Consider the following 25158-nt stretch of genomic DNA (forward strand, 5'->3'; position numbering starts at 1 on the left):
TCAAAGACAAATGATCCCGCAAAAAACCAGACAATAACGTCCGACCCTCAACTTCACCGCTCACAGACATGCCATTCACAGTCAGCGATATATTTGGCATAAGACCTCCCCTTCTTTAGCTCATTCGCTTGGGGCGAGTTAAACACGGGAGGTCTGACTTGAGAACAGGAATTTGTCGCTTTTTGACACCAGAGGGACGCAAAAGGCCGATGCCATAAACTCATCGGCGCCACCTGTGGGCCTCTGAACTATTTCTTCCGTTGCGCGCGAGGTTGCGGCCGGGTCGGGATTTCCTTGAGCAGACCGCCCACACCCATCGCAGCAATATCAGCACCAGTGGTCTCAACCCCGCAGGCGACCCGCGACAAAACCCAATCGGCGCCATTCAACGCCGGAGAGCGCGCGCATCCTGGCAGGCCGATCACAGGGCGTGTGTTCAGCGCCCCCAGAAACAGCAAATTGCCCGGATCGACCGGCATGCCGAACCGGTCAACATCCCCACCCGCGGCGCGCACGGCGGACGGGGCCACGTCGTTCACATCCGACGTGGCCGAGGCCGTCAGGATCATCAGCACATCGCCTTCGGCACGATCAATGGCCGATGCAAGTTGATCGGTTTTATGCGGGACGATCTGCACATCGCACAGGTCCATGCCCAGAGCTTCGACACGCCCGCGCATGGCCGCGATTCCCTTCTCATTTGGCGGCCCTCCGGCGATGTCCGTTACGATCAATCCCGCGCTGCGATAGACCGGCGCGACAAGGCGCACCGAGGCCTGCGCCAAACCCGCCGCGCGTTCAACATCGGCTTTGGGAACGGCGTAGGAGATCACCTTGATCGTGGCAACCATACCGCCCGCTGTCATCTGCTGATGCTGCGGTACCGTTGCGACGGTGATCATCGGATTGACGCGGTTGAACTGCTCGAGCGCCGCCACATCCAGCACCACCACGCCGGGCCCCTCGGCCAGAAGGTTCACGCGACCGGTGAACGCCTCGGTCAGACGCAAATTGGCGCCGGAGGGGTCAGGGACCAGAGCGCGGGCCAACATCTCGGCGGCCTCGTCCTCATGACAATCGCCCGGCTCCAGACGGGCGACGATGACCTCGTCAAACTCCGCGCTAGACAATTGCGAGACATGCTCGGCAGTTAGCATGAGCCCTTTGCGCAGCTTTTGATCCGAGACTTTGACGGAATGCGCAAGAATAGCTCCGGCGGCTTCGGTCACGGGCACAGGGCCGAATTTCATGCCTTACCTCGCAGAACGGCGGTCATCTGAGCCAGAATGGCCACGGCAATTTCGGAGGGGCCTGCCGCGCCGATATCAAGGCCAATCGGCCCATGAATGCGCGCGATCTGAGCTTGGGTGAACCCCGCCTCAGTCATCCGCTCAACCCTTTTGGCATGGGTGCGGGTCGACCCGAGGGCGCCAATGTAGAACACATCCGCATCCAACGCGGCCTGCAGGGCCGGATCATCCAGCTTTGGATCGTGGGTCAACAGGACAATGGCCGTGCGCTGATCCAGACCCAGCTTGGCGACTGCTTCATCCGGCCAATCGGTCAACAAAGTCTCTCCGGGGAAGCGGCTGTCTGAGGCAAATGCCTCACGCGGGTCGATGATGGCCGAGTCGTAACCCGTAATCCGCGCCATCGGCACCAAGGCCTGCGCGATGTGAACCGCACCGACGATGATCAACCGCAAAGGCGGGTTGTGAACGGCGACGAAGGTCTTGCCGTCTTCCTCGAACCCGGACCGGTCCATGCGCAACCGATCCGCATAAGCATTGCGGCGCAAGGCCCTGTGTCCGCTGTCTGTATTCACTTCATAGGCCAGCGGTTCGCGGCGCGCACGGGCGGCGACCAGCTCGGCCAGCATCGGTTCAGGCAGGACAGAGCCGACCGGCTCGACCAAAACCCGGATCGTGCCGCCGCAGGCCAGACCGACGGCAAATGCGTCTTCGTCGCTGACACCGAATTCAAGCAGGCGCGCCTCACCCTCGTCAATTGCTTCAATGGCTTCGACGATTACGGCGCCTTCGACGCAACCGCCCGAGACCGACCCTTCAATCCGCCCATCCCCACCAATCACCAGCTGAGACCCCACACGGCGCGGTGCGCTGCCCCAGGTTTCGACAACAGTGGCCAGCGCGGCACCGCGACCACTGCGATGCCATTCCAAAGCGCGTTCCGGGCTGCTGTCGAATCGATCCATCGAATCCTCCTGGCTTGTTGCAAACCAACATAGGCAGCCTTGGACCAATGAAAAGCGAACGTTAGTCGGAGACGCCGGTCAATTCGCCATTATGTGAGCAGTAAAAGGCCGATTTGATATTCACACTCTCAAAGGATTGATTGCGAATACCCCACGTCTTAAGTTGAAACCGTGCCTGAATTTGGATTGGGCGCTCTCAATAAATTTCTCAACGGAGACGAAGAGTTGAAACGCATTCTTACACTGGGAACGGCGCTCGGCCTGTTGGCCTCGACCGCTGCATGGGCTGATACATTCGAACGCTACGGTGAAGTTGAAGGCTGGAAAGTCTTCATCGACAATGAAAAGAAATCCTGTCTGATTGAGGCCGTGGATGACGCGGAAAATGTTGTTCAGATGGGCCTGACCGAGGATCGCGGTGTGGGCTACGTTGGCGTTTTCACCAAGGCAGAAACCAATATCAAACGCGGTGAAAAAGAAGCCGTGGCAATCCTGCTGGGTGATAATCTGTATGTGGGTGAAGCCACGGGCATGAAGGGCAACATCACCAAGGGTTATTCCGGAGGCTATGTCTTATCCGACGACCCACAATTTGCGGATGATCTGGCCAAGAAGCAGGTCATGATCGTCTTCCCCGAAAAGGAATTTGCGTTCACCGTTGATCTAACCGGAACTTACAAGGCCATGGAGATGGCCCGTGAGTGCAACGAAAAGCAGCTGGGTTAAGTCTTAGCCGGAAAGCGCGGACATGAGCCGCGCTTTCTCTCCGACGTCGTCCTGAGCAGAAATGACCGTGGCGAGGTCTTCGAGTGACGCAATCGAATGGCCTGCGCGGAAGCTGTCGACATGGGGCAGCATGGCGGCCACACCCTGCGCTTTGGGGGCGAACCCATCCCAACGCAGCAGCGGGTTCAGCCAGATCAGACGCCGGGCCGAAAGATGCAGGCGCTCGGTTTCTTTCGCCAGGGCCTCGGGCGCGCCGCGATCCAGCCCGTCCGAGATCAGCAGAACCACCGCACCCTGCCCCATGACGCGCCGCGACCAGTCCCGGTTGAAGGCGTGCAGGCAATCTCCGATCCTTGTGCCCCCTTCCCAATCCTGCGCCTCGGCCCCGGCGGCTGCTAGGGCGGCATCCACATCGCGCTGGTGCAGGTGACGGGTGATATTGGTCAGTTGGGTGCCGAAGGTGAAGGCATGGACCTTGGCCCAGCCGGCCCCCTTGGCGTTCGAGACCGTGTGCAGAAAATGCAGGATCAGGCGGCTATATTGGCTCATCGAGCCGGAGATATCGCAGAGAACGACCAGATTGGGCCAGCGCGGCCGGGGTTTTTGTTTCGCGATATCGTGCAACTCTCCGCCCTGACGCATGGCGGCGCGCAGGGTTCTCGCCCGGTCGATCCGGTGGCCGATATGGCTGGCCTGGCTGCGGCGGCTTTCGATCGGTTTCACCGGCAGGCTGAGGCGCGACAGGAGGCGCTTGGCCTGAGCGATCTCATCGGTACTCATCTGTTCGAAATCCAGACTGCGCAGACGTTCCTCGGACGAGGCGGTTTGCGAGGCGTCGATCTCAAGCTCGGTCTCGCCCTCCTGCTCCTCGGAGGTTTCAGGCTGATCGCGTTCAACCCCGTCAAGCAAGGCCTCAGCCGCGCGTTTTTCACCTGCGTCGGCTTTGCGTTCTTCCTGCACCCCACGAATGGCGGGCAGCATCATGGACATCATGTGTTCTAGATACCTTGGGTCGCGCCAATAAAGGCGAAAGACCTGCGCGAAGACGGTGCGATGCTCGGGTCGGTTCACGAAACAGGCGTGCAGGGTCCAGTAAAAATCCTGCTTTTCGGTGAAGCCTGCGGCCTCAACCGCCCGGATGGCATCCACCACGCGACCGGTACCGATGGGCAACCCGGCCTTACGGAGGGCGCGGGCAAAGTGAGTGATGTTCTGCGCCAGCTTCGGGTTTTCAGGAATGTCGAGCGGGATCTGTTCGGCCATCAGCGCTCATGGGGGCTCTGCCCCCATACCCCCGAGGTATTTTCAAACAGAAGAAGCATCAGGCCGGTTCTAAATCGGCCTTGGCTTCGTCAAGAATGCGTTTGGCCTCGGACCCTTGCAGCTTCTGGATGTCGTCTTGATATTTCAGGATTGCGCCGAGGGTGTCTCCGATCACTTCGGGGCTGAGGTTGATCACGTCGAGCGCCAGCAGGCATTTGGCCCAGTCGATGGTTTCAGCCACGCCGGGTTTCTTGAACAGGTCTTCGGTGCGCAGACGCTGCACGAAGGCCACGACCTCGCGGCTAAGCGATTGGGCCGCTTCGGGCGCGCGAGCGTTCAGGATTTCAATCTCCCGGTCGAAATCCGGGTAGTCGACCCAGTGGTAAAGGCAGCGGCGTTTGAGGGCATCATGTACCTCGCGCGTGCGGTTTGAGGTGACGATCACAACCGGCGGTTCGGGGGCTTTGACGGTGCCGAGTTCCGGGATTGTGACCTGAAAATCGCTAAGCGCTTCCAGCAGGAAGGCCTCGAAGGGTTCATCGGTGCGGTCAAGCTCGTCAATCAGCAGCACTGGCGCGCCGTTTTCATCGGGCCTCATGGCTTGTAGCAATGGGCGTTCGACGAGATAGTCATCCGAGAACAGCTCGGTCTGCAGGGCAGAACGGTCTGCGCCGCCCGCAGCTTCGGCGGTTCGGATCGCGACCATCTGCGCAGGAAAGTTCCATTCATAGACGGCAGAGGATGCGTCCAGCCCTTCGTAGCATTGCAGGCGGATCAGGCGGCGACCAAGGCCTGCGGCCAGTGCCTTGGCGATCTCGGTCTTGCCGACGCCGGCCTCGCCTTCCAGAAACAGCGGCCGGCCGAGTTTCAGCGACAGGAAGACGACCGTTGCCAGCGCACGGCCGCAAACGTAGCCCTGTGCGCTCAGCATTGTTTGAACCGCATCTATGGAATCTGGCTGTGTCATGTGCTGAATTCTCCCTTGCCACAAAAGGTCATGGCCGCGCCTGTGCGTCAAGGCCATCACCCGTTTCCGAGCTACGACGTTCGCACGAGTTGACAAGGGCTTTTCCGACGGCGGCCTCTGTGCTAGCGGGAGCGCATGACCGATAGCATCACGATCCGCCGCCCCGACGACTGGCATCTGCACCTGCGCGATGGCGCGATGTTGCAGGCCGTCCTGCCCGAAACCGCCCGCCATTTTGGCCGTGCGATCATCATGCCAAATCTGGTACCCCCGGTGGTGACCGGCGCGCACGCCGCCGCCTATCGCGAGCGTATCATGGCTGCGCTGCCCGAAGGGATGACGTTCGAGCCGCTGATGACCCTGTATCTGACCGAAGATACGGATCCAGAAGACCTTACCGCTGCGCATGCAAGCGGGTTGGTTAAGGCGGTCAAGCTCTACCCGGCAGGTGCGACGACCAATTCGCATTCGGGCGTACGGGATTTCGACAATGTGCGTCCGGTGCTGGAGAAAATGGCCGAGATCGGTCTGCCCCTGTGCGTTCATGGCGAGGTCACCGATTCCGAGATCGACATTTTCGACCGCGAGGCCGTGTTCATCGACCGCATTCTTGATCCGATCCGCAAGGCGACACCCGGCCTGCGCGTTGTGATGGAGCATATTACGACCCGTGACGGTGTTCAGTATGTCAAAGCCAATGACACCGATCTGGGCGCGACGATCACGGCACATCACCTGATCATCAACCGCAACCACATTCTGGTCGGTGGGATCAAACCGCATTACTACTGCCTGCCCGTCGCCAAACGTGAAGAGCACCGGTTGGAGTTGCTGAAGGCCGCGACCTCGGGTGATCCGCGTTATTTCCTGGGCACTGACAGCGCGCCGCACACGGATGACAACAAGGAAATGGCCTGTGGTTGCGCGGGTTGTTTCACGGCGACCAACACTATGTCCTTGGTGGCCGAGATGTTCGACCGCGAAGGTGCCATGGACAAGCTGGAAGGATTCGTGTCGTTGAATGGTCCGGCCTTCTATGGCCTGCCGGTGAACGAAAGTTCGATCACGCTGACCAAGGGTGACCCGGTCGAATACCCGTCGAAGATCGAAAGTGGCGACGGCCCCGTCACCGTATTCGACCCCGGCTTCCCCCTGCACTGGCGCGTGGTTTAACCCGCCAGTTTTGCAGCCAGATCGCGGGCGCGACCTCCGGTGCGCAGCATCGACCAGATCGCGTCTGCCTCGTCCCCCCCAATGAGTTTCGACGCTTTGGCCCGGACGCGGTCTTCCCGATCCGCCAGAGAAATCGGGGCCATCAGATCATGCGTGACCTCGCGTCGCACGCCGTCGCGCCGCAGCAGCTCCAGATGGGCCTGGGTCTCGGTGAGGGTTTCATCCGCCTCGACCGTGATGCGGTCTCGAAAAGAGCGAATGCGAGGATCAGCGCAGACCTTTTCGGTGTAACTGCTTGGCAAAGCGGTGTCGTAGCCGAGCGCCTGCATAGCGATCACCGTGCGATAGGAAAACTTCGCCCCCAGCCCTGTGGTCGGAGACATCTGGTTGCAGACACTCATCCAGCGTGGATGGGTTTTGACCTTGATTTCAGCCACTTCGGGTTCGGCAATATCAAGACGTAGAGCAGCCTCAAGCGCGGCGTGTAAACCGTGGCAGCAGGCGTGGAACTTGTGGCTGACCGATTCGAACAGCCATTCCTCCCCCAACCCGTCCAACGCCGTCGACGCATCCGCCGCGCCCTGATGGGTGGCGCCAAAGCCGTACTGGCCCTCTAGCGCACTCGCATTGGGCTCAAAGCCCCGTTTGATCAGCAACGCGGCCTCGACCCCGGCTGATGCGGCCAATCCTGCATTGTAGGGTTTGCCCATGGTGCCGAACTGAGCTTTCAGGCCGGCCGAGCGCGTGGATGTCAGGCCCAGAACTTGCTGCATCTGGTTCGCATCAAACCCAAGAACCCGACCCGCTGCAACCGCCGCCCCAAAGGCCCCCGCAGTCGCCGTTTGGTGAAACCCGGCCTGATAGTGATCTCGGCCGAGCCACAAACCGATCCGGATCGAAACCTCCATCCCGATCAAGGCCGCCTCCAACAGATCAACAAGGATACGGTCATCCCATTCCGAAACCGCCAAGGCCGCAGGCAGGATGGCAACCGACGGATGGCCGATATGGGCGAAATGGGTGTCGTCATAGTCCAGCGCGTGGGACACCGTTCCATTGACCAGTGCGGCCGCGCGCAGCGGTGCTGCCCCGCCGCCGAACAGATGGGCCTGCGCTGCGCCGCCCTCCTCCTGCACCATGTCCCGGACGGCAACCGACACCGGCTCGGACACACCGGCACGACCCACGGCGATCCAGTCGAGAACGGACAGAGACGTAATGGCCCGCGCCTGCGCGGTTGTGTTGACGGGGCTGGCGGCAAAACTCGCAAGCGTTGAGGTGAATCCAGACATGGCGCGCAGTCTAGCGCGCGCCGGTCGTTGGTAAAGCCTTAGCTGTAAAGCTCGGCGGCGCGCGCCTCGAATGCGCGCACGATGCGCTGCATGGCCTCGTTGAAGACAACACCAATGATCCCTTGCAGAATGGCGTTCTTGAACTCGAAATCCACGTGGAAGGAGACGTTGCACCCTCCTTCAGGAGCGTCTTCAAACTGCCAGTCTGATTTCATGTATTTGAACGGGCCGTCCAGATATTCAGTGTCGATCTTCTTTTGACCCGCAAACAAGGTCACCCGGCTGCCAAACCGTTCGCGGAACACCTTGAACGAGATCACCAGGTCCGCCTCCATCACCTCGGCCTCGCCAGCCGCATAGGTCTTGCGGATACGTGCGGCGGCGCACCAGGGCAAGAACTTGGGATAGCTCGCCACATCAGCAACCAGATCATACATCTGCTGAGCCGTATAAGGCAGGTGGCGCGTTTCCGAGTGGATAGGCATGGCAATCCGGCATTAGAAGGTGACAATGGCGCGTCATGTCGTATGTTGCGCGCCAAAGATCAAGGGGGCTGCGATGACTGACCGCGCTTATGTGATAGATGAGATGATCTCGGCCAAGGCAATTGCAGCCAGAATCGAAGAGCTTTGCCGCGAGATTACCGAAGAATTCGGCAATACCGACAAGCTGGTCGTCGTTGGCCTGCTGCGTGGCTCTTTCGTGTTCATCGCTGATCTGGTCCGTGAGTTGGACCTGCCGATCGAGGTGGATTTCCTTGAGGCCTCCTCTTACGGCGACGCGATGGAGAGCAGCCGGGAAGTGCGAATTCTCAAGGACTTGCGCGGAGCGATTGAAGGTCGCGACGTGCTGGTCGTCGAAGATATCGTCGATACGGGCCACACGCTGAACCACGTCACCAACCTGCTGCGCAGTCGTAAGCCGAAACGGCTGAAGTCCATTGCCCTGTTGGACAAGCCCAGCAGGCGCGAGGTTGATTTTCGTTCGGATTGGATCGGGTTCGAAATCCCTGACGAGTTCGTTGTGGGCTACGGAATCGACTACGCGCAGCGCAATCGCAACTTGCCGTTCATCGGCAAGGTTCGGTTTACCTGAACACGGCCTCAGCCCAGCATCTGTCGGATCGCCGCCAAAAAGACACCTGTGCCAACTGGAATTAGCGCGTCTGGGAAATCATAGTCAGGATTGTGAAGCTGGGGGTGGTCTTGCCCTGCTCCCAACCAGAACATCGCCGATTTTGCGCTTTTACCGAACTGACCGAAATCTTCCGAGAACCTTTGCGGCTCGTCGCTCAGCTTGCATGGAACGGCTTGATCCGCACAGGCCTCGGCCAGCACAGTCACCGCTTCAGCGTCGTTGGTGCAGGCCTCGAAGACATCCTCATAGGTGATCTCGGCGCTAAGGTTCTCGGACTTGGCGACCTGCTGAACCAAGGCTTCAGCATCGGCAATGAGCTTTGCCATCCGGTCGTCAGACACGGTGCGCAATGTCACCCAAAGCTCGGCCTGACCGGGGGCGACACCAAAGGTCCGCTCTCCGAGGCTGGCATGGGTGATCGTGGTCAGCGCGTAGTCGGCGTTCAGCGCGCCTGCCGTGCCGAGCCGGGTGAGTTCCGGGATCAATACAGACAAAGCGCCCGCCGGAGAAACCCCATCCTGCGGCGCGGCGGCATGAGAGGTCTTTCCGGTCAATGCAATCCGCATACCGCGAGAGGCGCAGTTTGTTGGCCCCTGGCACAGCTCAACCTCGCCGAGTTCCAGTCCCGGCAAGTTATGGAGAGAAAACACGTAATCCGGCGCAAGCTTAGCGAACGCAGGATCGTCGCGGAACGCCCTGGCCCCCTGCCCGGTTTCTTCAGCAGGTTGGAAAATCAGAACCACCCGTCCGTGCGCGGGGCGCCGTCCCTGCAACGTAAGTGCCACACCGAGAACCATCGACATATGGCCGTCATGCCCGCACAGATGCCCTTTACCCGGCACGGTCGAGACATACGGCAGCTCACAGAGTTCCTTGATCGGCAACCCATCCAGCTCGCACCGAATGGCGACGGTGGGACCGGTTGTGCCGCTGTCGAAGACCGCCGCAACTCCGTGCCCGCCGAGGTCGGTCAGCACGGAATCCGCCCCTGCGCGACGCAGCTCATCAGCCATACGCTTGGCGGTTTCACGTTCTTGCCCAGAAAGTTCGGGATGTTGATGCAAACTGTGGCGCAGCGCTGTCAGCTGCGCCAATCTATCAGGCGTCACGCTTGCCCCAGCTTCGCCTGCCGTGCCGCACGCAAACGCGCGAAATCATCCCCTGCGTGGTAGGACGAGCGCGTAAGCGGTGTCGCCGAGACCATCAGGAAACCCTTGCCATAGGCGGCTTTTTCATAGGAGGCGAACTCCTCAGGCGTCACGAAACGGTCCACCGCATGGTGCTTGGGCGTCGGTTGCAAATACTGACCAATGGTCAGGAAATCTATGTCAGCGGCGCGCATGTCATCCATGACCTGACCGACCTGCTGCTTGTCCTCACCCAGACCGACCATGATGCCGGATTTGGTGAAGATCGACGGGTCCAGTTCCTTCACCCGCTGCAACAGGCGCAGTGAGTGGAAATACCGCGCGCCGGGGCGAACCTCAGGATAAAGGCCCGGTACGGTTTCGAGGTTGTGGTTGAACACATCCGGCTTGGCCTCGACCACGGTCTCAAGCACTTCGGGTTCACATTTCAGGAAGTCCGGCGTCAGAATCTCGATCGTTGTCTTCGGCGAGCGGTGACGGACGGCGCGAATAGTCTGCGCGAAATGATCCGCTCCGCCGTCTTTCAAATCGTCCCGGTCAACCGAGGTGATCACGACGTGGTTCAGACCTAATTTTTGCACCGCATGCGCTACACGACCCGGCTCAAACGCGTCCAGCGAGTCCGGACGTCCCGTGGCGATGTTGCAGAAGGTACAGCCACGGGTACAAATCTCACCCATGATCATCATGGTAGCGTGACCCTGGCTCCAGCACTCGCCCACGTTGGGGCATCCGGCCTCTTCGCACACCGTCACCAGATTGTTTTCACGCATGATCTTATGCGTCTCGGCATAACCCTTGCCGCCGGGCGCCTTAACCCTGATCCATTTCGGCTTCTTAGGCTGGGCGTTGTCCGGGCGATGCGCCTTTTCGGGGTGACGTTGTTCTGGGATTTTCAGATCGCGCACGGGCAGTTTTCCTAACTTTGGGTCAACTTTGTGTACCCATAACATAAAACACTCACGCCTGTTACACCAGCGACGCATAGCCGCTATGCACGTATCTCGCGAGCGCCAAATTAGTTTAGCCTTAAACTATATTTTTCGCACGAAAAATCAATAGACAAGCCAATCAAACCTATCTTGCAGATGCAGCATTTCATGGATTGCAGGCAATTTAGAACTGATTTAAATCGCCAGAAAGTCACAACTGAATCACAGGAACTTGAACATGAAGACCGGAGCAAAATTGCCCGATGTGACCTTCCACACGCGCGTCCGCGACGAGGCCGTCGAAGGCCCCAACCCGTTCCGCTGGGAAGACAAGACTACCGCCGACTATTTCGCTGGCAAACGGGTGATCCTGTTCTCGCTGCCCGGCGCTTTCACCCCCACATGTTCGACCTACCAGCTGCCCGGATTTGAAAACGGTTACGCCGATTTCACCGCCAAGTGTATCGACGAGATCTACTGCATGTCCGTCAATGACAGTTTTGTCATGAACAAATGGGCACAGGATCAAGGCCTGAAAAACGTCAAGGTCATCCCTGATGGTTCGGGTGAGTTCACCCGCAAGATGGGCATGCTGGTCGACAAGGACAATCTGGGCTTTGGCATGCGCTCGTGGCGCTATGCGGCCATCATCAATGACGGCGTTGTCGAAGCCTGGTTCGAAGAGCCCGGCCTGATGGATAACTGCCCCGAAGACCCCTATGGCGTGTCCTCGCCCGAGACTCTGATCCAGCATCTGGAAGCCGCCGCCGAGCCCGCGTTGGCGTAAATCTCTTGCTTAAGCGCTGAATACAGGCCCGCTTCTGGCGGGCCTTTTCATATCCGCGTGGCCGATACGATCTGTTCCCCCACATCCCGTATCACCTGAGCCAAACGATCCACCCATCCGTCGTCTGTTGTTGATGCACGCCGAACAAGCCCCACCATGCGCGCCGGTTGCGGGGCGCCGAAACGCAATAGCTTCATGCCTGGAACCGCCTCTGATTCCGATTTCGCGGCCAGTTCGGGCATCAGGGTCAGGCCGAACCCCTCGGCAACCAGCCGGGAAAGCGTCGCAAGCGAAGAGGCCCCCATGTTGATCTGCCCACTGCCCCGGTCCTGCCCGCAGACCTCAAGTGCTTGATCCGTCAGGCAATGGCCATCCTCCAACAACATCAACTGCGCCGATTGCAAATCCAGAGGGCGCAGCATCTCAGGGCTGGTTTTCACACGTTGCAGCCGAGCGGCGCTGCCTGCCAGCAGGAAGTGATCCTGGAACAACGGCGTTTCGCGGAATTCCGAGCCGCCCGCCGGCAGGGCCAGAACTGCAGCGTCGATCTCACCTTCGCGGAGCAATGATAGCAACCGTTCGGTCCTCGCCTCGCGGATCTGCACACGCAGCGAAACATCTGCGGCGCGTAGACCAGCCAGAACGCCGGGCAGAAGATACGGAGCAATTGTCGGGATGATCCCGATCGACAACGACCGATGGCCGCCAGAATGATCCCGCGTGAACTGGTCCAACCGTACTGCTGCCCCCAGTACCAGACGCGCATGCTCCAGAACGTCTCGCCCCAGCGGCGTAAGCAGGATGTCCCGCGCCTGACGCTCGAACAGAACACCACCCAGCGTTTCCTCAAGAGACTTGATCTGAACGGACAGCGCAGGTTGCGACACGTTGCAGACCTGCGCGGCGCGGCCAAAATTGCGCTGCTCGGCCACGGCTTGAAAGTACTGCAACTGTTTGAGTGTGAAATTCATAGCCTCTGATTATCACCAAGGGCCGAAACCACAATAGAGACTTATACCTAGCCAATCATGCGATCTTGCCCAGAAAGTTCCTCATAGTGTCGTTTCAGGCGCTGCAAAGCAATGCGCAGAACGATCTTGCCTGAGCGCGCGGACCAGCCCATGCGTTTTTCGGCCAACTCCAGCCCCTCAAGATAGCAACAACAGCGTAGCGCGACGTCGCTCAGCCCTGGACCAAGGTCCGACAACGCGCGCACCACACGGTCCTTTGCTTCGGAGGCCCCTCGCCCACCGTGAGATTCACTGTCGAAACTGCCGCGCCCGCCCCCGGTCAGAAAGCGATCCCAGTTCTGCGCAACTTGCGGACCGATCTGCGCAAGTTCAAAGTCTTCGCGCAAACGTTCCCCGGCGCGGACAAGCGTTTCATCGAGAAAGGGTTTGCCGTCCCGGTCCCGCCGCCGCGCCAAAGCGATCAACGGGCTTTCCGCAGCACTATAGCGCATACGTCGTGTGCGTTCCGGAGCGTCTCCATTAGACTTCGGCTGAAACGCCGCCTGTGCCTCGGCCATGCCAAATTCATTGCGCGACCGGGCTTTGTTTTCCGCCTCAGCCACCAACCGGTTAAGCGCCGCGCGCCCGGAAGTTGAGATCCGGTACCGGGAAATACGGCCCGGATTGTCGCAGGAAATCCAGTCTTGCAAGGCAAGCGCCTGTGCGATCTTGCAATCAACAACGGCCGTCCTTGTGGTCCCGGCCTCACCGGTGTCACGCACGACCACGGCCTTATCCATATCCTCGGCCACCGCCAGAACCGATCCGGTCTCACACAAGCGCCGCAGCACACGCAGCGCTTCACCCTCGAATGAGCCGTCCTCTTGATCGTCCTGTCCGCTGACGTCAAAACGGCGCGTCCGCTCCGAGACCGAGAAATGCGTCTCGGCCAGCGATTGCAGGGCTGCATCGACCAAAGGATCATCGCGGCGCATTTCGACCCGGCGGATTTGTCTGAGAATGGTCGAGGCATGGCACCCGGCCGATCTTGCGATATCCCGGATCGACTGACCGGTTTCCGTGTGCGCAAGGTAGCGCTGTGCCCCCTCAGGAACCCATGCCGGAATAGAGAATGCCACGTTGTTTTCCATATTCATTTGCCCTCGTCGACAAAACAGACTGCCACTTTTGCCCCCCGAAATTAAAGTTAACCAAATCTAACTAGAGGTGGTTTCGTTACTCGTTCGTTAACCCCGAAGCGCAGCAACCAGATTTGATTCAAAAAGATAAACAGTCGTGAAACCATCGTTCGGGGCGACCCGTAAGGGCGCAACACCCGCTTAGGTTGTGTGACAAACAGGGCGTCAATTCCCCGAACAAGAGGCACCTGAAATGCAAGACCTGATGACCATGATCACGACCCTGCGCCGCCCCCGTCTATTGGCGCGTGCTGCAAAATTCGGGGCGCAGGATTACAACCGTGATCGGCATCTTCAACGCATCCTGGGCTATGGTCGACTGCCCGGAAATGGGGCCGCTCTGATGCGGCTTATGGATATGGAGAGAGAACAGAATACGCAGCGAAAAGAAGAGGATGCCGCCTATTCTCTGGTCCGGCATCTTGATCTTCTGATTGCGCTTTTGGGTGAGGCGCAGCTGTACCAAGCCAGCCGCGCCGCACAGTTCGAGTGATCAGGTAAACGCGTCCGGCATCGAGGCTTTCTTGTCGGCAATATAAGCCTCGAGCGCCTCTTTGGTGGCCGGGTCCATCTGCGGCTGCTGGTAGTTGGCCAGCAGATGCTCGACCCGGGCCGAGGCCAGCTGACGCGTATCGCGCGAACCTTCGTCCTGCCAGGTCTCGAACGGTTTGTAATCCAGCACCTCAGTTTTCCAGAAGGCTTCCTTGAAGTTGGCCTGCGTGTGCTCGCAGCCAAGATAGTGACCGCCCGGCCCAACTTCGCGGATTGCACCCATCGCCTGTGCGTTCTCGTCGTAGGCTACGCCTTTGGCCAGACCGTGCAGAACACCCAGTTGATCGGCGTCCATGACGAACTTTTCAAAGTCCGCAACCAGACCGCCTTCGAGCCAGCCGCACGAGTGCAGCATGAAGTTCACGCCCGACATCAGACCCATATTCAGCGAGTTCGCGGTCTCGTAAGCCGCCTGCGCATCCGGCAGTTTAGAACCACAGAACGACCCCGCAGAGCGGTAAGGCAAGTTCAGACGACGTGCCAGCTGGCCTGCACCATAGGTGATATGCGCGGCCTCGGGTGTACCAAAGGTCGGCGCGCCCGAGTTCATGTCGATCGAAGTCACGAACGCACCAAAGATCACGGGTGCACCCGGACGGATGATTTGGCTATAGGCGATGCCCGCCAGAACCTCGGCCAGAACCTGCGTCAGCGTCCCTGCAACCGACACCGGCGCCATCGCACCACCGACGATGAAAGGCGAGACGATGCAAGCCTGATTGTTCTTCGCATAAACCTCTAGCGACCCCATCATCACATCGTCGAAGGTCATCGGCGAGTTGATGTTGGTCAGTGAGGTCATCACGGTGTTGTTCTGAACGAAATCCTTACCGAACAGAATCTCGCACATCTCAACCGAATCCTGCGCGCGGCTGGGATCGGTTACGGAACCCATGAAGGGTTTGTCCGACAGGCTCATATGGGCCATCAGCATATCGAGGTGGCGTTTGTTCACCGGAATATCGGTCGGTTCGCAAACGGTACCGCCCGAGTGGTGCAGCCACTTGGACATGTAGGCCAGCTTCACGAACTTGTTGAAGTCATCCATGGTCGCATAGCGACGACCACCCTGCGCATCACGCACAAACGGAGGGCCATAGACAGGCGCCAGAACCAGGTTACGGCCACCGATCACCACCGATTTCTCAGGGTTGCGGGCGTGCTGAGTGAACTGGCTTGGGGCTGTTTTGATCAGCTGACGCGCCAGACCACGCGGGATGCGCACGCGTTCACCATCAACATCTGCACCTGCATTGCGCCAACGCTCCAGCGCGGCGGGATTGTCGACAAAGTTGACGCCAACCTCTTCCAGAATCGTTTCCGCGTTGTACTCGATGATCTCCAACGCTTCTTCGTTGAGGACCTCAAAGTTCGGAATGTTCCGCTCAATGTACTTTGCGGTGTCGATCCGAACCGCAGTGCGTTCTGCCCGGCGGGCGGCTCCGCCACCACCGCGACCTCGACGACGTGCTGATGCTTCAGCCATTTTCCCTCACCATACTCTGGATGTCTTGATTGGGACCCTCTCTACCCCGACAACACCCTCATCTGTTGGAGGATAACGGCTATTGGCACATAAAAGCGACATCTCGCGGCCATGACGCGCCTATTTGGAACGATATCTCACGTCTCGCTCACATCCTCCCACTCAACGCTCTGAATGCCCGGCTCGAGGATCAGAGGCGCGGCGATCTTGTGCTGAACACTTTCGGGATGATCTTCGGTGGAAACGAGAATCTCAAGTGTTTGCAGACCTTTGTCGTCTGCATCTCCCTTTTGGAACCCGACAATGCGCACCCCGTTTTGCGCCAAAGCCTGTAGTGCCGCCGCCCGAACCTCGGCCTGCGCATCCGCCGCGCACTGAACGAGGATGCGGAACTCCTGCGTCAAGGGAACCCCGGCACGTGTCGTTTTTTTCAACCATTTCACCAAAGGCCGCAGCCCCAGATTCACGAAAATGACGAACCCCGTCATCATGATCGCAAAGATCCAGGCCCCACTTCCGGCCATCATCCCCACAGCCGCTGAACACCACAAGGTCGCGGCCGTATTCAGGCCGTGAATGGTGAACCCGTGCCGAAAGATGATACCTGCCCCAAGAAACCCGATCCCCGATACGACCTGCGCGGCCACGCGAGTCGGGCTCACCTCATCCGGATAGAGCGCCGAGAACACCACAAAAGCCGCAGCGCTCAGGGCCACCAGCGCATTGGTGCGCAACCCCGCCATCCGTTGGCGCACCTGACGCTCGGACCCGATCAGCGCCCCGCAGAACATGGCCAACGCCAGATTCAAAGCGGCAAGTTCAACAGCTATGGGCAAACGCATCTCTCCTGTTCCGAGTGTCCGCATAACGCAGACGGAAAGATCGTCATATTTTTGTTACAAAACTTTTACAATAGCCGAAGCGCAGTTTCCCAGAAATGCAGGTATCTGCCCTTCAGCAAAGACCTTTCTCTTGCGAATTCGTCACGCTTGGCCTATGGCCCGCACATGAGTGATACATCCCACGACCGCCTTCTGATCATCGACTTCGGCAGCCAGGTTACACAGCTGATTGCACGCCGTCTGCGCGAGCTGAATGTCTATTGCGAAATCCATCCCTACCAGAACGTCAACATGGAATTTGTGCGCGAAATGGCGCCCAAAGCGGTGATATTTTCGGGCGGGCCGGACAGTGTCACGCGTGAGGGTTCTCCGCGCGCGCCGCAAGAGATTTTCGACTATGGCGTTCCGATCCTGGGCATTTGCTATGGCCAGCAGGTGATGATGCACCAACTGGGCGGCAAGGTCGAAAGCGGCCATGGCACCGCCGAGTTTGGCCGCGCCTTTGTCACTCCGAAAGGTCAGCTGGATATTCTGAAAGACTGGTTCGCGGATGGTGATGAACAGGTCTGGATGAGCCACGGCGACCATGTCAGCGAAATTGCTCCGGGGTTTGAGGTTTACGGCACCTCCCCCAACGCGCCGTTTGCCATCACCGCAGACAGCAAGCGCCATTTCTACGCTGTGCAGTTCCACCCCGAGGTGCATCACACCCCCAAGGGCGCGAAACTGTACGAAAATTTTGTGAAGCTCGCCGGGTTCAGCGGCGACTGGACGATGGGTGCCTATCGCGAACAGATGATCGAGAAGATCCGCAAGCAGGTTGGTGACAAGAAAGTCATCTGCGGCCTGTCTGGCGGCGTCGACAGCTCGGTGGCCGCGATCCTGATCCACGAGGCGATCGGTGATCAACTCACCTGCGTCTTTGTTGACCACGGGCTGCTGCGCAAGAACGAGGCGCAGGAAGTCGTCGGCATGTTCCGCGACAACTATAATATTCAGCTGATCCATGCGGATGAGAGCGATTTATTCCTGGGCGAACTGGACGGTCAAAGCGACCCCGAGACCAAGCGCAAGATCATCGGCAAACTGTTTATCGACGTCTTCCAGAAACACGCCGATACCATCGACGGGGCCGAGTTCCTGGCCCAGGGCACGCTCTACCCTGACGTCATCGAGTCCGTCTCTTTCAGCGGAGGCCCTTCGGTCACGATCAAGTCGCACCACAATGTTGGTGGCCTGCCCGAGAAGATGGGCCTGAAGCTGGTCGAACCCCTGCGTGAGCTGTTCAAGGATGAAGTTCGCGCGCTGGGTCGCGAACTGGGCCTGCCCGACGGCTTCATCGGCCGCCACCCCTTCCCCGGACCGGGTCTGGCCATTCGCTGCCCGGGTGAGATCACCCGTGAGAAGCTCGAAATCCTGCGGGAAGCGGATGCAGTTTACATCGACCAGATTCGCAAACACGGGCTCTATGATGAAATCTGGCAGGCCTTTGTAGCGATTCTCCCCGTCCGAACCGTCGGTGTCATGGGCGATGGCCGTACATATGACTACGCCTGCGCACTGCGTGCCGTGACGTCAGTTGACGGAATGACAGCCGATTACTACCCCTTCAGCCACGAGTTCCTGGGCGAAACCGCCACGCGGATCATAAACGAGGTCAAAGGCATCAACCGATGCACCTACGATATCACCTCGAAACCTCCGGGAACGATCGAGTGGGAATAGTCCGATTGAGCGGATGCCCCTGGGCTACGGATACGTAAACATATAAATCAAGTGGTCAGTCACGGGATTCGCGACACGCCGCTAGAACAATGAAATGGTTGCTAAAAATGTCAAATTCCGACTCCCAATATTCGCAGAGTTTTCGGATTACAACGCGCATGATCTCCTGGAATAAGCCTAGGATCGGCAAGACAATTGCATCTTGGAAGCAATGGCGGGCCTTAAAGCAACAAAAAGATATCAAACTGGAACTGGGTTCCGGAGAGAAAAACGGAACAAATGGTTGGACAACCGTAGACACCGCGCCCTGCGACTTTCGCTATGATTTGCGCAATGGCATCCCGCTTCCAGACAACTCAGTTTCTGCACTCTATGCGTCTCACTTCCTGGAACACCTGAGCTACAAAGATCTCTGCACGTTCATTCCCGAATGCCACCGCGTTCTGAAATCCGGTGGTACTTTCTCGGTCTGCGTTCCCAATTTCCGCCTCTTCATCGAGGCCTATATGGAGAACCGGGAGTTTGAGCCCAAAGAAGGTCAATTTCAGCCTGCCGTCGTCTCAACAGGGTCCAACATGGATCAGATAAACTACATTGCTTACATGAACGACGAACATAAGTATATGTTTGATCAGGAAAACCTCTTGGCTATCCTCAAGAAAGGTGGTTTCGAAACTGTCGAAAAACGGGGGTTCGATCCGGAGCTTGATCTTGCTGAAAGGGACTATCAGTCCATCTACGCCCTCGCCACAAAAGCCTAAGATGTTCGCCGCAAACTGAAGGAAAGAGATTGAGGGAAGCGTCTGGCTCGATTGGCAAGGCCGCTCTGTGGATGACCGGCGCTATTGCCTCGTTCTCCTCAATGGCAGTCGCCGGTCGAGAACTGAGCCTGCATCACGATACTTTCGAGATCATGATGTATCGCAGTTTTGTCGGCGTGATCATCGTAGCGCTAGTACTGACGACGACCCGCAAATGGCATCAGGTCACGACCGAGCGTCTTGGTTTGCACGCCCTACGCAACACGTTCCATTTCACTGGCCAAAACCTCTGGTTCTACGCGGTCGGAGTGGCTCCTCTGGCGCAGGTCTTTGCGCTTGAGTTCACCCAGCCGATCTGGGTAATCCTGCTCTCTCCGCTGCTGTTAAAAGAGCGCCTGACCGCTATCCGCATGACATCGGCACTGATCGCGTTTGCTGGCGTTCTGATGGTGACAAGACCCGGAACCTCAAGCCTTTCGCCGGGCATTCTAATGGCTGCTGGAAGCGCGATTTTCTTCGCGTTTACAACAATCACGACGAAACAACTCACCCACCATGCAAGTATCGGATGTATCGTATTTTGGCTGACTGTGATGCAGGCTGTTCTGGGCACGATTGCGGCAGGGGTAGACCAGCAGATCGCATTGCCAACACTGCAGACGGCACCCTTTTTGTTGCTGGTTGGTCTGGCCGGTCTTTTGGCGCACTTCTGTATCACAAACGCGCTTGCAATCGCCCCCGCGACCGTGGTGGTGCCGTTCGACTTTGCCCGCCTGCCGACGATCGCAGTTGTCGGTATGCTTCTTTATCATGAACCACTGGATCACTGGACGCTGCTCGGAGCAGCCGTGATCTTTTCAGGTATCTTTCTGAATGTTTGGTCCGAAAATCGTAACAGTTTAGCAACAGTTCGTGCCGACACTCATAAGAAGTAACGCACGGTCACTAGTTGACGATAAAATAGACACCGAGACAGTATCGGGCATTCAAATCGAGCGGGTCGGCATCCGTACACTCACACGATGCCATACAGGCCTTCAAGGGACAGTAAGGGAGGAATACATGAGAAAGGCGCTACTATCAGCGTGCGCGCTTTGCGTGGGGGCAACGACCGGGTACGCTGGCGGTCTGGACCGAAGCGGTCAGGGCATCAACCTGATTTTTGAGGAAGGATCGGTCGCGCAATTTCGGTTGGGTTACACTGACCCAAGCGTTAGCGGGACAATGCCAAACATATTCGGGTCGTTGGAGCCTATCGACTCCGGAAACGTCGCGAACGACTTTTTTACCCCTCACTTGGGGTACAAAACGTCGCTGACCGATCAACTTGATTTCGCGATTATGTATGACCAGCCGTTTGGTGCAGATATCGCTTACTCGCCTGACTACCCGCTATCTCAGGGCGGCACACCGAGTGACGTATTGAGAGCGACAGCGGACACTGACGCAATCACAGCTTTGTTGCGATACAAATTCGACAACGGTTTCAGTGCTATTGGCGGGATCAGGGCACAACGGGTACAGGCAAATGTTGGAGTACCCATAGCAGGTAACTACACTGTCGACACTGATGCCGAAATTGATTTTGGATATGTTGTTGGCGTGGCTTGGGAAAAGCCTGAAATTGCTGCGCGGGTGGCACTGACCTACAACTCAAAGATTTCCCACGATCTTTCCCAGACCGAAACCATCGGCGGAACAGTGGTTGAATCCTCGTCAGAGATTGAAACACCTCAATCTGTAAACTTGGATTTTCAAACCGGAGTGGCCCCAAAAACTCTGTTGTTTGGCTCGATTCGCTGGGTTGACTGGCCGCAATTGGTCTACAATCCGCCAAACTACCCGCCGACTTCGCCGCTCGTAGACTACGACAACGCCACGTACACGTACACGCTGGGGTTGGGCTACCAATTTTCGGAAGAATTTTCTGGTGCTGTAACTTTGGGTTACGAAACCGACGAAGGCGAACCAGTTTCCAATTTGGGACCAACTGACGGTTTTTGGAGCATTGGGGTCGGCGGGACATACTCGCTTGAAAAAGCCAAAATCTCAGCTGGTGTTCGATACACTGACATTGGGGATGCTACTGCAGATGGCGCTGGTGGTGTGACTGCTGACTTCACAGGCAACAGCGCTTGGAGTGTCGGTTTCCAGATCACCTACGCACTGGACTAATCAACCCCAGACAAAAACCAATCAGACCCCGCCGTTTCGGTGGGGTCTTTTTGTTTCCGCATCTTTCGGGTCGCCGCATGAACTCAAAGCTGCCACAACCTGTTCATGGAACAACAAAAACACCTGTCCCCCCGCGCATGGGCTGAACTTTCGCTGCTGGGTATCATCTGGGGCGCCTCTTTCGTTTCAATTCGGATTGCGCTGGACACGATACCAGTGATGACTTCGGTGCTGCATCGAACATTCTGGGCAATGCTGGCCTTGTGGTTGGTCGTTTGGCTCAAGGGCCTGAATGTTCCGACCTCACCGCGCCTCTGGTTGGGTTTTCTGGTCATGGGACTGCTCAACAACGTGATTCCATTCTCGCTGATGGCGTGGGGACAGTTGTACATTGATACCGGCCTGGCGGCGATTTTGAACGCGGCAACGGCTATCTTTGGTGTTCTCGTTGCTGCCCTCTTCTTTTCCGACGAGAGGTTGACACCACCGCGCATTCTCGGCGCTGGACTGGGCTTTATTGGCGTCTCAATCGCAATCGGTATCGGCAACCTCACCAGCTTCAGCCTGCAAAACACAGCTCAACTTGCCATCCTGGCGGGCACTATCTCCTATGCATTTGCCGGCGTTTGGGCGCGCAAACACCTAAGCTCCCTGCCCCCGATTGTCGCGGCTGCAGGGATGCTGACCGGCTCGACCCTCTTCATGATCCCTATCGCACTCATGACGGACGGCATCCCAAGTCTCAACCTGCCTGCTGCCACATGGGCGGCAATCGCGTATTATTCTCTGATAGCAACGGCGGGTGCCTATCTTCTCTACTACCGGGTCCTTGCAATGGCGGGCAGTGGCAATCTGTTACTCGTAACCCTCATCATCCCACCTGTCGCGATCGTTTTGGGCGCCTTGTTACGAGACGAAGCACTGGATCCGCGCGCCTATATCGGCTTTGCCGTGCTGGCCGCGGGACTATTGATCCTCAACCGAGCCTCCCCACGCGATTGACGCCGCCGCCTACCCGATTTAGCAAAGGCAAAAACAAGGGACAGCGCAATATGATCTACAGCTCGGCAAGAGATTGGCGTGGGGCTGCACGCAAGAAGGTGCTGTTTTTCGGCATGTCGGGGCTGGGCAAGACCTATGTATCCAACATCCTGCGGGACAGCGGCGGCTGGTTTCACTACTCGGTCGACTACCGGATCGGTACCCGCTACATGGGCGAATACATCGCCGATAACGCCAAGGCTGAGGCGATGAAAGTCCCGTTCCTGAGGGATCTTCTGCTGTCGGATTCGATATATATCGGCTCGAACATCTCGTTCGAAAACCTGACCCCAGTTGCATCCTACCTTGGCAAACCCGGCAATCCGGCGCTTGGCGGTTTGGAGATGTCCGAGTACCGCCGCCGACAGGAGCAATTCCGACTGGCAGAAATTCACGCCCTACTCGACACCGAATACTTCGTGGATCGAGCAGAGCGTCTCTATGGTTATCCGCATTTCATCTGCGACACTGGCGGGTCGATTTGCGAGTGGGTCGACCCGGATGATCCAGCGGATCAACTGATGTCCGAGCTGTCAAAACAAGCGCTGATGATCTGGCTGAAGGGCGACGACGACCACACGGCCGAGCTGGTCCGACGCTTTGACAAGGCCCCTAAGCCGATGTCCTATCAGGCTGAATTCCTGACCCGAGTCTGGACTGAATATCTGGATCAACACGGCTGCAATGAGGGTGACGTAGACCCCGACGCGTTCATCCGGTGGACCTACGCTCAGGCGCTTGCTCATCGTCAGCCCCGGTACGAGGCGATGGCGAGAAACTGGGGCGTTACGATAACGGCCAAGGATATCGGAAAGGTGCGCGATGCGGCTGATTTCGATGAGTTGATCGAGCGCACCCTTGAGACCGGGCGCGATCGCGCCTAACTACCTCATCCTAACCTATTCAGAAGTCTGACCCAATGCCGATCAAAATCCCATCCGAACTGCCCGCCTTTGACGTCCTGACCCAGGAAGGCGTCATGGTCATGGCTGCGGATCAGGCAATGCGGCAGGATATTCGCCCCCTGCGGATCGGGCTGCTGAACCTGATGCCCAAGAAGATCCAGACCGAGAACCAGTTCGCGCGTCTGATCGGGGCCACTCCACTGCAGATTGACCTGTCTCTGATCCGGATGACCGAACATCGGACCAAGAACACCGCCGCTGCGCACATGGCTGAGTTCTATCAGCCGTTCAAGGACGTGAAGGACCAGAAGTTCGACGGCCTGATCATCACCGGTGCGCCGATCGAACATCTGGAATTCGATGATGTCACCTATTGGGAAGAACTCCGCGAGGTGTTTGAGTGGACTCAGACCAATGTCCATTCCACATTCGGGGTCTGCTGGGGCGGTATGGCGATGATCAACCATTTCCACGGTGTGAAAAAACACATGCTGGACGCCAAGGCCTTTGGCTGTTTCCGGCATCGGAACCTCCTCCCGTCCTCGCCGTTTTTGCGGGGCTTTTCGGATGATTGCGTTATTCCCGTCAGCCGCTGGACCGAGATGAAACAGGCCGAGATCGACGCCGCGAACGGCCTCGTCACCTTGCTTGGCAGCGATGAAGCAGGTCCTTGCCTTGTCGAGGACCCGGCGCATCGTGCGCTCTATATCTTCAACCATTTCGAATATGACAGCGATACGTTGAAGCAGGAATATGATCGGGACATCGCCAATGGCACACCGATCAACGTGCCGATGAACTACTATCCGGATGATGATCCGACGCAGGCGCCGCAGAACCGGTGGCGCAGCCATGCGCATCTGCTCTATGGTAACTGGATCAATGAAATATATCAGTCCACACCATTCGATATGAGTGAAATTGGCCGTTAAAATCTGGATACTTCTGACGCTGGGCCTGATCGGCTTTGCAGCGTTTACCCTGTGGCGCGCTGCCCAGAGCGAGGCCCGCGCCGCGCAGGCGTTTCCGCCCGAAGGCCAGATACTCGACGTAGAAGGAATTGCCGTGCACGCGGTTGTCATGGGGAATGGACCTGATGTGGTCTTGATCCACGGCTCCAGCGGCAATACCCGCGACATGACCTTCGCCTTGGCCCCTATTTTGGCCGAAAACTACCGCGTGATCGTGTTTGACCGTCCCGGCCTTGGCTATTCCGACAGTTTCAATCCCGAAGGTGAGACCATTCAGGAACAGGCGGATATTCTCCAGCGTGCAGCCGCCAAACTTGGCGCAGAGAAACCCATCGTCGCCGGGCAAAGCCTTGGAGGGTCGGTGGCGCTGGCCTGGGCGGTGACCCGTCCCAAAAACCTCTCGGCCCTTGTGCTGATCGCCCCGGCCGCGATCCCGTGGGAGACACCGCTAGACAATTTCAACCGGCTGGCCGCGACGGACCTTGGCAATGCGCTTGCCCTGCCCCTGATCACCTCCTACCTGCCGGAGTCTTATGTCGAAACGGCCCTCGACAAAGTGTTTGCCCCGCAAACTGCGCCCGAAGGCTATGCCGAGCATTTCGGCCCCGCCCTGACGATGCGCCGCGCCTCGATGCATGCCAACGCAAAACAACGGGTTCGGCTCTTGGAAGAGGTTGAGCGTCTGCAGCCCCGATACGGTGAAATCTCTGTACCTACCGAAATCATTCACGGCACGGCAGACACGACCGTCAAGCTGGATTGGCACTCAACCCGCTTGATCGAACAAATCCCCGGTGCCGAGCTGATCGAGTTGCGGGGCATTGGCCATATGCCCCAGGTCGTCGCAGCCGAAGAGGTCGCCGCCGCCATAGACCGCGCCGCACAACGGGCGGGTTTGCGTTAGGCCAGCA

The 25158-nt window shown here is 58.1% G+C and carries 25 protein-coding genes; 13 read left to right on the forward strand and 12 right to left on the reverse strand.

Annotation, left to right across the window (positions count from 1 at the left end; genetic code table 11):
* Positions 1-248 precede the first annotated feature (248 nt).
* The gene (locus tag ACR0AI_RS03645) at positions 249-1250 is read right to left on the reverse strand and encodes a molybdopterin-binding protein (RefSeq protein ID WP_480539834.1); all 1002 of its coding nucleotides are present in this window, start codon (positions 1248-1250) and stop codon (positions 249-251) included.
* Complete coding sequence (locus ACR0AI_RS03650) at positions 1247-2215, reverse strand: XdhC family protein (protein ID WP_480671664.1); 969 nt, start codon at positions 2213-2215, stop codon at positions 1247-1249. Before ACR0AI_RS03650 ends, ACR0AI_RS03645 begins: the two co-directional genes overlap by 4 nt.
* A gap of 225 nt (positions 2216-2440) precedes the next feature.
* On the opposite strand from ACR0AI_RS03650, the gene ACR0AI_RS03655 reads away from it, so the two are divergent.
* Positions 2441-2941 carry a hypothetical protein gene (locus ACR0AI_RS03655; RefSeq protein ID WP_170376825.1) on the forward strand — a complete coding sequence of 167 codons (501 nt, stop codon included), beginning with the start codon at positions 2441-2443 and terminating at the stop codon, positions 2939-2941.
* Positions 2942-2944: 3 nt separating this feature from the next.
* On the opposite strand, the gene ACR0AI_RS03660 is transcribed toward ACR0AI_RS03655, so the two are convergent.
* Complete coding sequence (locus ACR0AI_RS03660) at positions 2945-4204, reverse strand: vWA domain-containing protein (protein ID WP_170483863.1); 1260 nt, start codon at positions 4202-4204, stop codon at positions 2945-2947.
* Between the two features lie 58 nt (positions 4205-4262).
* Positions 4263-5171, reverse strand: coding sequence for an AAA family ATPase (locus ACR0AI_RS03665; RefSeq protein ID WP_170483861.1), 909 nt, complete (start codon positions 5169-5171; stop codon positions 4263-4265).
* Between the two features lie 135 nt (positions 5172-5306).
* On the opposite strand from ACR0AI_RS03665, the gene pyrC reads away from it, so the two are divergent.
* Entirely contained in the window at positions 5307-6344 is a 1038-nt protein-coding gene (gene pyrC / locus ACR0AI_RS03670; protein ID WP_480671667.1) for a dihydroorotase, read from the forward strand.
* Here pyrC and ACR0AI_RS03675 read toward each other — a convergent pair.
* Both ACR0AI_RS03675 and ACR0AI_RS03680 read right to left on the reverse strand, forming a co-directional pair.
* The gene (locus ACR0AI_RS03675) at positions 6341-7636 is read right to left on the reverse strand and encodes an MmgE/PrpD family protein (protein WP_480671669.1); all 1296 of its coding nucleotides are present in this window, start codon (positions 7634-7636) and stop codon (positions 6341-6343) included. The genes pyrC and ACR0AI_RS03675 overlap by 4 nt on opposite strands.
* Before the next feature lie 38 nt (positions 7637-7674).
* Entirely contained in the window at positions 7675-8121 is a 447-nt protein-coding gene (locus tag ACR0AI_RS03680; protein WP_170376815.1) for a type II toxin-antitoxin system RatA family toxin, read from the reverse strand.
* Positions 8122-8194: 73 nt separating this feature from the next.
* On the opposite strand from ACR0AI_RS03680, the gene hpt reads away from it, so the two are divergent.
* On the forward strand, positions 8195-8731 hold the full coding sequence (gene hpt, locus ACR0AI_RS03685; protein ID WP_170376813.1) for a hypoxanthine phosphoribosyltransferase: 537 nt from the start codon (positions 8195-8197) through the stop codon (positions 8729-8731).
* A gap of 8 nt (positions 8732-8739) precedes the next feature.
* Here hpt and ACR0AI_RS03690 read toward each other — a convergent pair whose 3' ends face one another.
* Both ACR0AI_RS03690 and lipA read right to left on the reverse strand, forming a co-directional pair.
* Positions 8740-9882, reverse strand: coding sequence for an amidohydrolase (locus ACR0AI_RS03690; RefSeq protein WP_480671671.1), 1143 nt, complete (start codon positions 9880-9882; stop codon positions 8740-8742).
* Complete coding sequence (gene lipA / locus ACR0AI_RS03695; RefSeq protein WP_170551141.1) at positions 9879-10829, reverse strand: lipoyl synthase; 951 nt, start codon at positions 10827-10829, stop codon at positions 9879-9881. The genes ACR0AI_RS03690 and lipA overlap by 4 nt, the downstream gene beginning before the upstream one ends.
* 262 nt (positions 10830-11091) lie before the next feature.
* Between lipA and ACR0AI_RS03700 the strand changes: the two genes are divergently transcribed.
* On the forward strand, positions 11092-11640 hold the full coding sequence (locus ACR0AI_RS03700) for a redoxin family protein (RefSeq protein ID WP_480671673.1): 549 nt from the start codon (positions 11092-11094) through the stop codon (positions 11638-11640).
* A gap of 47 nt (positions 11641-11687) precedes the next feature.
* On the opposite strand, the gene ACR0AI_RS03705 is transcribed toward ACR0AI_RS03700, so the two are convergent.
* Both ACR0AI_RS03705 and ACR0AI_RS03710 read right to left on the reverse strand, forming a co-directional pair.
* Positions 11688-12611: a LysR substrate-binding domain-containing protein gene (locus tag ACR0AI_RS03705; RefSeq protein ID WP_480671675.1), complete on the reverse strand. Its 924-nt coding sequence runs from the start codon at positions 12609-12611 to the stop codon at positions 11688-11690.
* Positions 12612-12658: 47 nt separating this feature from the next.
* On the reverse strand, positions 12659-13741 hold the full coding sequence (locus ACR0AI_RS03710; RefSeq protein WP_480672367.1) for a DUF6456 domain-containing protein: 1083 nt from the start codon (positions 13739-13741) through the stop codon (positions 12659-12661).
* A 241-nt stretch (positions 13742-13982) separates the two neighbouring features.
* Between ACR0AI_RS03710 and ACR0AI_RS03715 the strand changes: the two genes are divergently transcribed.
* Positions 13983-14282: a DUF6477 family protein gene (locus ACR0AI_RS03715; protein WP_480671677.1), complete on the forward strand. Its 300-nt coding sequence runs from the start codon at positions 13983-13985 to the stop codon at positions 14280-14282.
* Here the strand turns inward: ACR0AI_RS03715 and ACR0AI_RS03720 are convergent, their stop codons facing one another.
* Both ACR0AI_RS03720 and ACR0AI_RS03725 read right to left on the reverse strand, forming a co-directional pair.
* Positions 14283-15827 carry a trimethylamine methyltransferase family protein gene (locus tag ACR0AI_RS03720; protein ID WP_480671679.1) on the reverse strand — a complete coding sequence of 515 codons (1545 nt, stop codon included), beginning with the start codon at positions 15825-15827 and terminating at the stop codon, positions 14283-14285.
* A 137-nt stretch (positions 15828-15964) separates the two neighbouring features.
* Entirely contained in the window at positions 15965-16669 is a 705-nt protein-coding gene (locus tag ACR0AI_RS03725) for an MgtC/SapB family protein (protein ID WP_480701255.1), read from the reverse strand.
* Positions 16670-16834: 165 nt separating this feature from the next.
* Between ACR0AI_RS03725 and guaA the strand changes: the two genes are divergently transcribed.
* From guaA to ACR0AI_RS03765, 8 genes are all read left to right on the forward strand, one after another.
* Positions 16835-18394 (forward strand): glutamine-hydrolyzing GMP synthase, encoded by a 1560-nt coding sequence (gene guaA / locus ACR0AI_RS03730; RefSeq protein ID WP_480671683.1) that lies wholly within the window; start codon positions 16835-16837, stop codon positions 18392-18394.
* A gap of 158 nt (positions 18395-18552) precedes the next feature.
* Positions 18553-19155, forward strand: coding sequence for a class I SAM-dependent methyltransferase (locus ACR0AI_RS03735; RefSeq protein WP_480671684.1), 603 nt, complete (start codon positions 18553-18555; stop codon positions 19153-19155).
* A gap of 29 nt (positions 19156-19184) precedes the next feature.
* A complete protein-coding gene (locus ACR0AI_RS03740; RefSeq protein ID WP_480671686.1) occupies positions 19185-20090 on the forward strand; it encodes a DMT family transporter in 906 nt (301 codons plus the stop codon).
* 127 nt (positions 20091-20217) lie between these two features.
* On the forward strand, positions 20218-21330 hold the full coding sequence (locus ACR0AI_RS03745) for an OmpP1/FadL family transporter (protein WP_480671688.1): 1113 nt from the start codon (positions 20218-20220) through the stop codon (positions 21328-21330).
* A 105-nt stretch (positions 21331-21435) separates the two neighbouring features.
* Positions 21436-22332, forward strand: coding sequence for a DMT family transporter (locus ACR0AI_RS03750; RefSeq protein WP_480671690.1), 897 nt, complete (start codon positions 21436-21438; stop codon positions 22330-22332).
* A 50-nt stretch (positions 22333-22382) separates the two neighbouring features.
* Complete coding sequence (locus ACR0AI_RS03755; protein ID WP_480671692.1) at positions 22383-23255, forward strand: ATPase; 873 nt, start codon at positions 22383-22385, stop codon at positions 23253-23255.
* A 35-nt stretch (positions 23256-23290) separates the two neighbouring features.
* Positions 23291-24208 (forward strand): homoserine O-acetyltransferase MetA, encoded by a 918-nt coding sequence (gene metA / locus ACR0AI_RS03760; RefSeq protein WP_480671694.1) that lies wholly within the window; start codon positions 23291-23293, stop codon positions 24206-24208.
* Entirely contained in the window at positions 24198-25151 is a 954-nt protein-coding gene (locus ACR0AI_RS03765) for an alpha/beta fold hydrolase (RefSeq protein ID WP_480671696.1), read from the forward strand. Before metA ends, ACR0AI_RS03765 begins: the two co-directional genes overlap by 11 nt.
* Positions 25152-25158: the final 7 nt, after the last annotated feature.

This window comes from Ruegeria sp. BG3, assembly GCF_056538485.1.